At 41.7% G+C, this 9,498-nt stretch carries 5 pseudogenes; all 5 read left to right on the top strand.

Annotated elements, in window-relative coordinates:
* A pseudogene (locus tag BG74_RS21105) lies at positions 1 to 968 on the top strand (ABC transporter permease subunit); the annotation flags it as partial.
* 61 nt (positions 969 to 1,029) lie between these two features.
* Positions 1,030 to 1,652, top strand: a pseudogene (locus BG74_RS21100) (ABC transporter permease family protein).
* A gap of 10 nt (positions 1,653 to 1,662) precedes the next feature.
* Positions 1,663 to 2,401 (top strand): annotated as a pseudogene (locus BG74_RS21095) (ATP-binding cassette domain-containing protein); the annotation flags it as partial.
* Between the two features lie 5,644 nt (positions 2,402 to 8,045).
* A pseudogene (locus tag BG74_RS21090) lies at positions 8,046 to 8,825 on the top strand (molybdopterin-dependent oxidoreductase); the annotation flags it as partial.
* Between the two features lie 445 nt (positions 8,826 to 9,270).
* Positions 9,271 to 9,498, top strand: a pseudogene (locus BG74_RS21085) (hypothetical protein); the annotation flags it as partial.

Genomic DNA, 9,498 nt, shown 5'->3' with positions numbered 1-9,498 from the left:
TTACCTTGCGGACCTTTGCCTTCGTGAATCTGATCTCAGGAGATCCGGTGTTGATCATGGCCGGGAAGCGCGGTATTTCCCCGAGAGCTATGCGGAATTGATGACCTAGATGGGGCTGGATAAGCTGCTATTTCAATAATACTTTCACTACATCGCCAGGGTGCTCTGTAGGGGGATACAATCACCTCACTTAAAGACCAGCCAGCTTCCGGTATGGCAGGAATTTGTCCCGCCTTTCCAGGCGACTTTGGAACTGGAGATTTGCGCCATGATTTTCGCCGTACTGGTGGCATTCCCGTGGGGGCACTTGGCGGCGGTGATGAAGTGTGGTTCTATTTTCGATCATACCGTGGTGGGTGTTCTCGTTGACCGGCTATTCAATGCCCATTTTTTGTTGGGCATGATGTTGATTATGCTAGTGTCAGTGCATTTGAATCTTACGCCGGTGTTCGACGGGGAAACGGTGTTTCTTGACAACAACTAACCCCTGACCGGTTTCATGCTGATTGATACGCTGATTTGGGGCGAGTTGGCGGATTTCAAAGATGCCGTGATGCATATCATCACGCAGGCTATCGTGATGGGTGCTATTCCGCTGGCAGTCATCGTGCGTATGACCCGTTTGGCGATGATGGAGGTGCTGAGCGAGGATTATATTCGCACCGCGCGTGCCAAAGCGCTGAGCTGTCTGCGGGTGATCATCATTCATGTGCTGCGTAACGCGCCGCTGTCGGTCGTAACGGTTATTGGCCTGCATGTGGGGACGCTGCTGGAGTTACTACTTTGACCGAAACCATCTTTTATCCTGGGCAGACATCAGCTGCTGGCTGATTGAGGTGCTGCAGCGCAGCGACTATCCGGTGATCCAGGGCGGTTTGTTTCTGGTAGCGACGTTGATCATTTTGGACAACCTGATGGTGGACGTCCTGTACAGGGTAGTGAACTCGCGTATCTGGTATAAGAAATAGAGGAACGGAAAATGACTCAAGCCATAGAGCCGGTGACACTGTGACTGGTGTGCTGAGGCCGATGACCCCATTTCAGGAGTTTTGGCACTATTTTAAGCACAATCAATAAAGACGCTGTTATCGGGCTGACCTATATTTCTGCATTCTGCTGATGTTCATCGTGGTCCTGGTGCCGGCTTACTAGCACCCAACGGTTCGGATAGAAGTTGGCAGCTGGCAGTTTATGCTCGGTACCGACGACATCGGCCTCGATATTCTTATTCGCCTGATGCGACCGCCTGTCTCTGCTGGTGGGATACCTGGTAGTTGCGCTGTCGCTGCGCTGCTGCTGGGGGGAGTCAACCTCGATTACGTTACCGCTTCAAGGGTAGCCGTCGCCGGCATGCTGACAGATGTTCGTCAATATTTTGCCCAGCTGTTGGCGCCGCTTATCGTTCAGGTCTCGCTGGGGGTTCTCCAATGCCATTAATGTCATTTTGGATATAGTAGCGATCGGTTTCCTGGGTATGAGTGCACAGCCACTTACGCCTGAGTAGGTCACAATGCTGGCAGACGTATTGCAGTTCGCCCAGAGTGCCTGGTGGTGGTAGCGTTCTCTGGATTCGTTATTCTACTTACTGTGTTGGCGTTTAATTTAATGGGGGACGGCCTGCGTACGCCATCGATCTCAAACTCAAGCAGTAACGAGAATCTAATGGTGTTACTGTCCATAGACAAAATATCGGTCCATTTCGGTGATGAGGGCCACCCTTCCGCTCCGTTGACAGAATCTTCTACCAGGTGGAAATAAGGCCAGGTGCTGAGCATCGTCAGCGAATCCGGCTCGGGTAAATCGGTCAGCTCGCTGGCCGTGATAGGATTAATTGATTATCCCGGCAAAGCTATAAGCTGATAATCTGGTGTTCAATGGCCGCGATTTACAGAAAATCTCTGACAACGAGCACCACCAACTTATCGGCGCCGATATAACCATGATTTTCTAGGATCTGATGACCAGTTTGAACCCCTGCTACACGGTGGCTTCCAGGTCATGGAAGCCACCGTGTAGCAGGGCGGCAACCACAGGACCCAGTGCCAGTGCGCCATTGATGCTGACGCTGGTGGGTATTCCAGATCTGGCCTCCCGGCTGGACGTATATCCGCATCAACGTGTCCGGCGGTATCAAGCCAGAGCATGATGATAGCCATGATCATCGCTTGTCGTACCAAGCTGCTGATTGCCGATGAACCCACTATCGCGCTAGATGTAACCATCCCCAAGCGCAAATTATCGAGCTGTTGTGGACCTCTGCAGCAGATCGAGAATATGGCATTGGTACTAATTACCCATGATTTGATGCTGATAGCAAAAGCGGCACACTATATTATCGTGATGTACGCAGGACAAGGTGGTGGAAACCAACAAGGAAACGGAAATTTTCAGCGCGTCGCGTCCGTCATCCTTACACCTAGGCGCTGCTGTCCTCCAATCTCCGGCTTAATCCCGATCTGCATCCCGAGTGGATAAAACTAATTTGGCTCTTGCACCGCGCTGTAACCACGGCTGAAAGGCTACAGCGATCAACTGGTAGCATGCTTTGCCGTCAATCAGGATGAAGTACAAACAAGACGATAACTACCGACTCTGGGGACAGTGTCCCCAGAAATACCTCCAAGCGTCCCTCCATTAGATGAACAATCGCTGGTTTTTGTCAGGGCCAGAACGACCCGAGATAATCCGTCGTTTCGCTATTAAACGGCTAGGATTCAACGGCGCCTATTATTAATGGTCGGTTAAAAGTCGGCTGTCCGATTATTGACGTAGGAATAAAAGGCATGTTCCCAAAAGGTGAACTTCATCCCTATAAAATGCAGACAAAAATTCAAAGCATATAAATCATTAACGTCTAAGTGTATGGCTAGTCAATCAATTGCATTCCTTTGCGGATAAAATCCATAAGTATATATTTATCAAGGTCAGTATGCCGATAATATTCAACAAGCTGAATGAGACTGTGAACGCCGGCTTTATTGTAAATATTCATAAGATGCACTTCAATCATCTTTTAGCAATTTCTTTGGCGATTAGCCTCCGTTGCTCCCAAAAAATAATTTCAAGCTCACTTTTAGTGAAAAGTTCATTTTCAATATCTATTTGAATGATATTTTTATTAAGTAGATTCATATAATATAATAATTCATGTACATCAAGTTTCCTTCCATAAACGATACCAATGAGTTTATTATCATCATTATAAAGTGGTGCTCTTTCAGCATAGTGTGATACAAGCTTAGTGGTGTTTCCTTTACCATAATGATGAATAACTATGGAAATTATTTTCTATTTTATTTGATAAACTTTTCGTCGCTGGCGATAAATTCTGGCTAAAGTTATTGCCATATGTCAGTAGAGACTTCTTTATCCGCCCGTCCTTCCACATTAAATTTCTTAGGAAATCTAAAGAACTTAGTATCAGAATCTTTTACGACTACGTATTTTTTCTCATTGTTTTTAATTAACCAATGTTCTGAGCTTTTTTTGATGAATTATACAAACTACTTAGGTGATTTTAAGTAAAATTTAAAATTATTTTAAATATTTTTATGATATTAATTTCCTCGTGAAGCTAACTGAGAAAAGTTATGAATAGTAAATATTATAAAATAATTACCTATAAAAATATCGAAAATATTTATCGAAATAGTTATCGATAGAATCGGTTTGATAATATTGGCAAATATGTTTAAATATTAGCAAAATAGTATTTATGTCAGCAATGGATTGTCAAGTTCAGAACATCACAATTATATATATTTTCTCTTGTAAAATGAATATGAAATAAAAAAATAGATTATTTCATGGAATAAAATAAACAAAATTTCTATGCTATCAATAGAATAAAAATAAAATAAATAGTTGTTTTATTTAATGTGACTATTGTTCTTATAGGTATGATAACGTCACTAGCACAATGCATGCTGGGTACTATATTAGGTCATAGTATGACATTTTTTCAGGCTATTTTGGCGACGTCTTTAGGTAGTATCATATTAGTCTTTGTCATTTTTAGTTTAGGACGTGCCGGTATGAAAGAAGATCTTTCCACCAGTGTGTTATCCCGATGATACGACTTTATGAAGTCATGATCTATGTTTATCAGACTTGATATTTCAATCATCATATTATACTGGTTTGGCGTAAACATAGCGCTGATTTCCTAAAGCTTTCTCACCGTGATAGGAAATCATATCAATTATTTCTAGTGATCAGAAATAAGCTGGGTAGTGTTTTCATTGCTGGTAGCTTTTAGTTTTAACGCACTTAAGCATAACGGTAAAGATCGTGGTTAAGATTTTTTTTCAGTGACATTTTATGTGTATTACGACGAAATTGTGAAATATAATATCGACAGATTTTATTCTTCCTCTCCCTTGGGTGAGACTATCTCGATAGGAAGGGTTTGATAATAGTTACTGGTATGTTTATCGTAGGATCCTTAATCACACCTGACACAAGCAGATATTGCAAGAACCAAAAACACGTATTATGGATGATTACGTACTCAGTAATTATCTTTGATTTTATTATTAATGGGATAGATATTTTAGTCACTCATGCGTTAGGTACATCGAATGTTGTAGAGATCATGATTCATACAGTGGGTTAGATTGGCGTACTTACGTTTATATTGTCCGCTATTAAGGTTAATGATAATAATTTATATTCCGTATCTAATAATATTATTGGATTTATTGAGATGCTGACCGGTAAGAAGTTCAATTATACAGAAATAAAATTGCTGATATGGTTACTAGGCATATTATTTTAATTATCATAAATTTTATGATGCTTTCATCCACTTTTTGATAGCGCTTGGTTTAATTTTTCCTCCCATCGCAGGGTAATTCTGGTTGACTATTATATTCTTACGTACTAGCCGATATCATCTAGAGATATCACGTAAAATTTGCAAGCTACCTAATGACGCGTCAATTCTATTCACTAATGTAATCGCCATTATATCCTGCGCTTTAGACAGTACGTCTGGCATGTATCTCCAATACATAATTCCTTCTGTGAATTCTATTTTTGCAGCAGGCATAGGTTATTAGTTATTGATGAAAATAAAATCTTCTATGAGAAATAACTTTGCTCTATTATCTTGATCCTAGAGAAAATCAGGCTAAAATTTAATAATAAAATATTATAAAACTATAATTTTAATACACTTCACTGTATGTAAACATACAGTGAAGTGCGAAGTTATCCGCATGAAGAATAAGGATGACGATGATTGCATTTATAGGTAACAAGTTTCGAGTAACTTTGGTTTAGTTATTAAATTTGCCAACAAGAATGCTTCTTGATAGATTATGGAATATAAATGATCCACCTAGGTAAGTTTGACCTGCTAGCATGCCAAAATCGCTATGTCAATAAGGTAAATTCAATGATGTAATTTTATCCTACTGTCGTCAATACTGATCACTACTTAAATAGTATGTTAATTCTCAAGGGTGATGTTTAATGAGTAGTAAATGTATCCACTTCAAAAGGGAAAGTATCTCTAGGAAGTTTATTTATATCTATGAAAATCAAGATGATGCTTGTTTTATTCGCGATAAAGAAGCTAGGTATGTTTATATTAATCCAGCGAGCGATGTTTACACTACTAGATTTTCATGCATCCTTTAGTATGGAAGGAAAATTACTCTTACAAGTCCCTCACTGGATAAATTTTTTTAGGATGAGTTTATATATTATGATAACATGGTGATGGAAAAGAGCATTTCGCTATCGTTAGTTGTCACATCGGCGTTCGGCAGAGAAAACTGTATCCATCCTTATGTTTTTATATCAAACTTTCTTTGATAAACATGGCAATGTTGTTGGTACCTTTTCTGAAGCCCAAGCCCTTGCTTTTTTCTCAGCTATGAATTATATTAACGGTGAGGTGAATCGCCGGTTAAACTGATAACGCATCTATCAGATAATACTTTTACGGAGAAAGAGCTTGAAATTATCTTCTTTTCTTATCAATGACTTATCGGCAAGGAAATAGCGATACGTTTGGGAATTTCGCACTGCACAGTAGAAAACAGGTTTTGCGGCCTTTATCAAAGGGCAAATGTTCATAATATTCAACAATTCAAAGAGTTTTTCAAGGATTTAAGCTTTGATTATTACATCCCGGAGTCTTTTCTACATCCTAGAATCATCGTCATAGATGCTATTAACACGTAATATTTTTGAGATATTGTCCATATATTATTTTTATCATGTTCAATATTTGTTTTTGTCAAGTACATATTGAATGATTTACTAATTATAATTAGTATGCTGTAACTTACAGTGTCGTTTACTTATTACTCTAATAAGTATGATATGTATATTACAATGCTTGTTATCGCCGAGAGCGAATATCACGGGTTGCGACATTTGTGAAAGGTCTGCGCTAAATTGGATTCATCAATCCGAATACGTTGTTGTCAATATAATGAATTTTGCTGTGGGCTCTGAGAATAACAGCTAATCGAGTTTATCTCATGGCGTAAGCAAGCGCTTGTCAAAAGGGTACTTCAGCGCTATGACCTTGAGATAAGGAAACTGAATTCTTATCTGGTTTGTAAACAAAACAAATCGGATGCTGCTATTAGCGTGATGAGATGATAGTCGATGTTTCACACCGCAAGCCAACGTTTCCACGCTTTGGCGGATGGCTTCGCTTGATAGATGAATCCATTAGAGGCAGGGCTGTTTCATACTAGTGGCAATGGCCTGTAATACGATTCCGCTGGCAGCGGAATCGTATAATGCTCAATTACGTTGCTAAATAGTGCGTTGTGAATGAGTGAAAAGAATAATTATATCTTAACTAGCGATAAAATAAGGGATCACAAGCCGTCAGATCCCCGCGTGCCGGATCATCCACACTCTGCATAGATAGTCCTCAGGCTCTTTCTCGGGCTTTCAAGCTCAACGGGCATGCTCTGAGGGGGAACACTCCTACTGCGAGAGCGGCCATTCGTAGACGTGCGGTGGAGAACGTGAGTAATGTCCGGGGCACCTAGATCTGGTAGAGGTATCTTTCTCGTGGCTTAAATGCCGTTTTGCCTGTCTGCTGAGTGAGCGCGCGATCCGTGCCGTTTGGTAATGTAAGTCGCCAGAAACAGGCTGAAGGTTGCTGGTATCATTAGAATTAATTTGTAATATATATTTCTATCATATTTCCTTTTATATTTTATATAAATAAAGTTCGTTGAATTTGACATGTATCATGCAATAAAACTTTTTAATGTTATCATATACGGGATTAATAGTGTTAGGAATTTTTCGATTTAATATCGAGATTATTTCACTCTCATGAATGATTCTTGCTATGTCGTGTCATCATCATTAACAAGCCAACTTCATGAGAAGAAAATAGTCGGATGAAAATTTTCTATATAAGAAAATATCCGCTGCAAACGCTCTCATTTTATAGCGTAAAAATATAATCTTATCGAGTATCCATGAGATGGATAAGGATTTATTATCGGAGTTACTAGTAGGACGTTTCTTATAGGGTTTAGTAGTTGGTTTATACGCCAGTATATTATTTCAACTTTACAGGAATATTAATTATCCTACTGTTTTCATGCGACTTATTTTATTTTATTCACTTCATTCATTTATGAATATGGTAGTCATGCTGTATCACGATAAGGTGATTATAATCACAGATCTCGGCGAAGTTATAGGCGATAACAATTGATACTGCCTATGCCATTATTAATGGCTAAAATCACGGCGCCAAATAAAATACCGTCGATAATGCACTCGGTATTTGTCGCTATAGCCTTATTTTCTCAGACTGACCTGGCTTCGCTGAAAACGGCAAGGCTTGACGCCGGGTGCCACAAAGGGATTTTTTGCAAAACCCTGAAGCGACTAGTTATTCATCGAGGGTTAGAAGATTGCGGCTGAGAGGATTTTCCTGTTGCCGATATCAGGTGTTCGTTATTAATTTCTAAAGATAATTAAGCTGTCAGCGAAACATTATTCTTCTTGGCAAAAAAGTCATCTGATAGGGCTTGCGCCCTTACTGGAGAAGCGCCATGAGTAAAATCCTCAACCGCTTTCGCTATTTCAAACAGAAAAAGGAAACTTTTTCTGAGGGGCATGGGCAGGTGTGCCATACTAATCGTGACTGGGAAGACAGTTATCGCTAACGTTGGCAATATGGCAACATTACGCGTTTTACCTACGGTGTTAACCGTACCGGCTCTCCTGTGGCTAGAAGATCTATGCCAAAAACAGCTTGGTGACGTAGGAAACGCGGCAAACGGACTATCCACATACCATGACAAAGCGCGAGCCGCGCGGTGTCAGCACTACGTCCGGTAGCGGCCTGGCTGTCAATCGTAGCCGATAAGTAAAAATGTCAGCAATATAAAATGCAGCGTGGGCATGGCGGATTTATCCGTGCGCCAAGCTGGCAGGAGATTAATCCTGGTTTGTTGCCGTGGCTAATATTTGGGCGATTAAAAATGTCTGGTCAGATCGAATGGTGGGGTTTTCGCCCATCCCCGCTATGTCGATAGTGTCTTACGCTGCGCAGACGCGCTATCTGTGGCTGCTTATTGGAACCTGTTTGAGCTTCTACGACTAGTATTGTGTACCCCCAGCCCCGCATCTCCAATGACCTGGGGTGAACAGACCGATGTGTCGGAATCCGCCGACTGGTACAATGCCAGAGCTATATCATCGTCTGTGGGTCCGAACGTACCGCAAACACGTACGCCAAACACGCATTTTTTACTTGAGGTGTGTTACAAATGCACAAAACCGTCGCGGTTACGCCTGATTATGCGGAAATCGCTAAACTTAGCGACCAGTAGCTGCTAACCTACTTGAGCAGCGAGATGGATGTGTAATCTTTGCGTATTTTTAGGGCTGGAGAATCCGCATTATTTTCGTCATGTGAAGCATGACACCATCCTGGTGTATAAACTGCAGGTAAAATTTCTGTGGCTGACTGAAGCTTCCAGCTTCCCGAGTGCCAGTCGCCACGGCTTATAATCTCACCCTAGACGGCGTCGATCGCGGTCTTGATAACGATAACTGCGCGCGGCTATCATAAGATACACACGTATTCACTTGCATGGGGCGAGTAGTAGATTTGCGGCGTCTCTAGTGAGCAGATTGCGCAAATCTCCTGTGAGTTTGGCGCCACAGCGGCTACAAAACCCATAGCCTGGCGATGATTATCCTCGGCGCGGGCATTAACTGCTGGTATCACATGGATATGAGCTACCGCGCGCTCATCAAAATGCTTATGGCTGCGTCGACCATCTCGGTCGTGAAACCAATGTCATGCTGCAGCCTATCCAGTATGATACTCCGGCGGAACTGGTCCAAAGCGGCGAAATTCGCGACTGGAAAAAGGGAAGTGCGGTCTGATCCCTGGCCAGACCGCGCCGCATATCATCCGCGTGCAGTGTGATTATCCGGCGACCTACGAACTCTTTATCGCGTCTGCCTTGCGGGATCCAAGCCAGCAATTGGGCA

The sequence above is a fragment of the Sodalis-like endosymbiont of Proechinophthirus fluctus genome, from assembly GCF_001602625.1.
In the GTDB taxonomy this organism is placed as follows: domain Bacteria; phylum Pseudomonadota; class Gammaproteobacteria; order Enterobacterales; family Enterobacteriaceae.
Note: the sequence above shows the minus strand (reverse complement) of the source record. Positions and strands in the feature narration are given on the sequence as shown.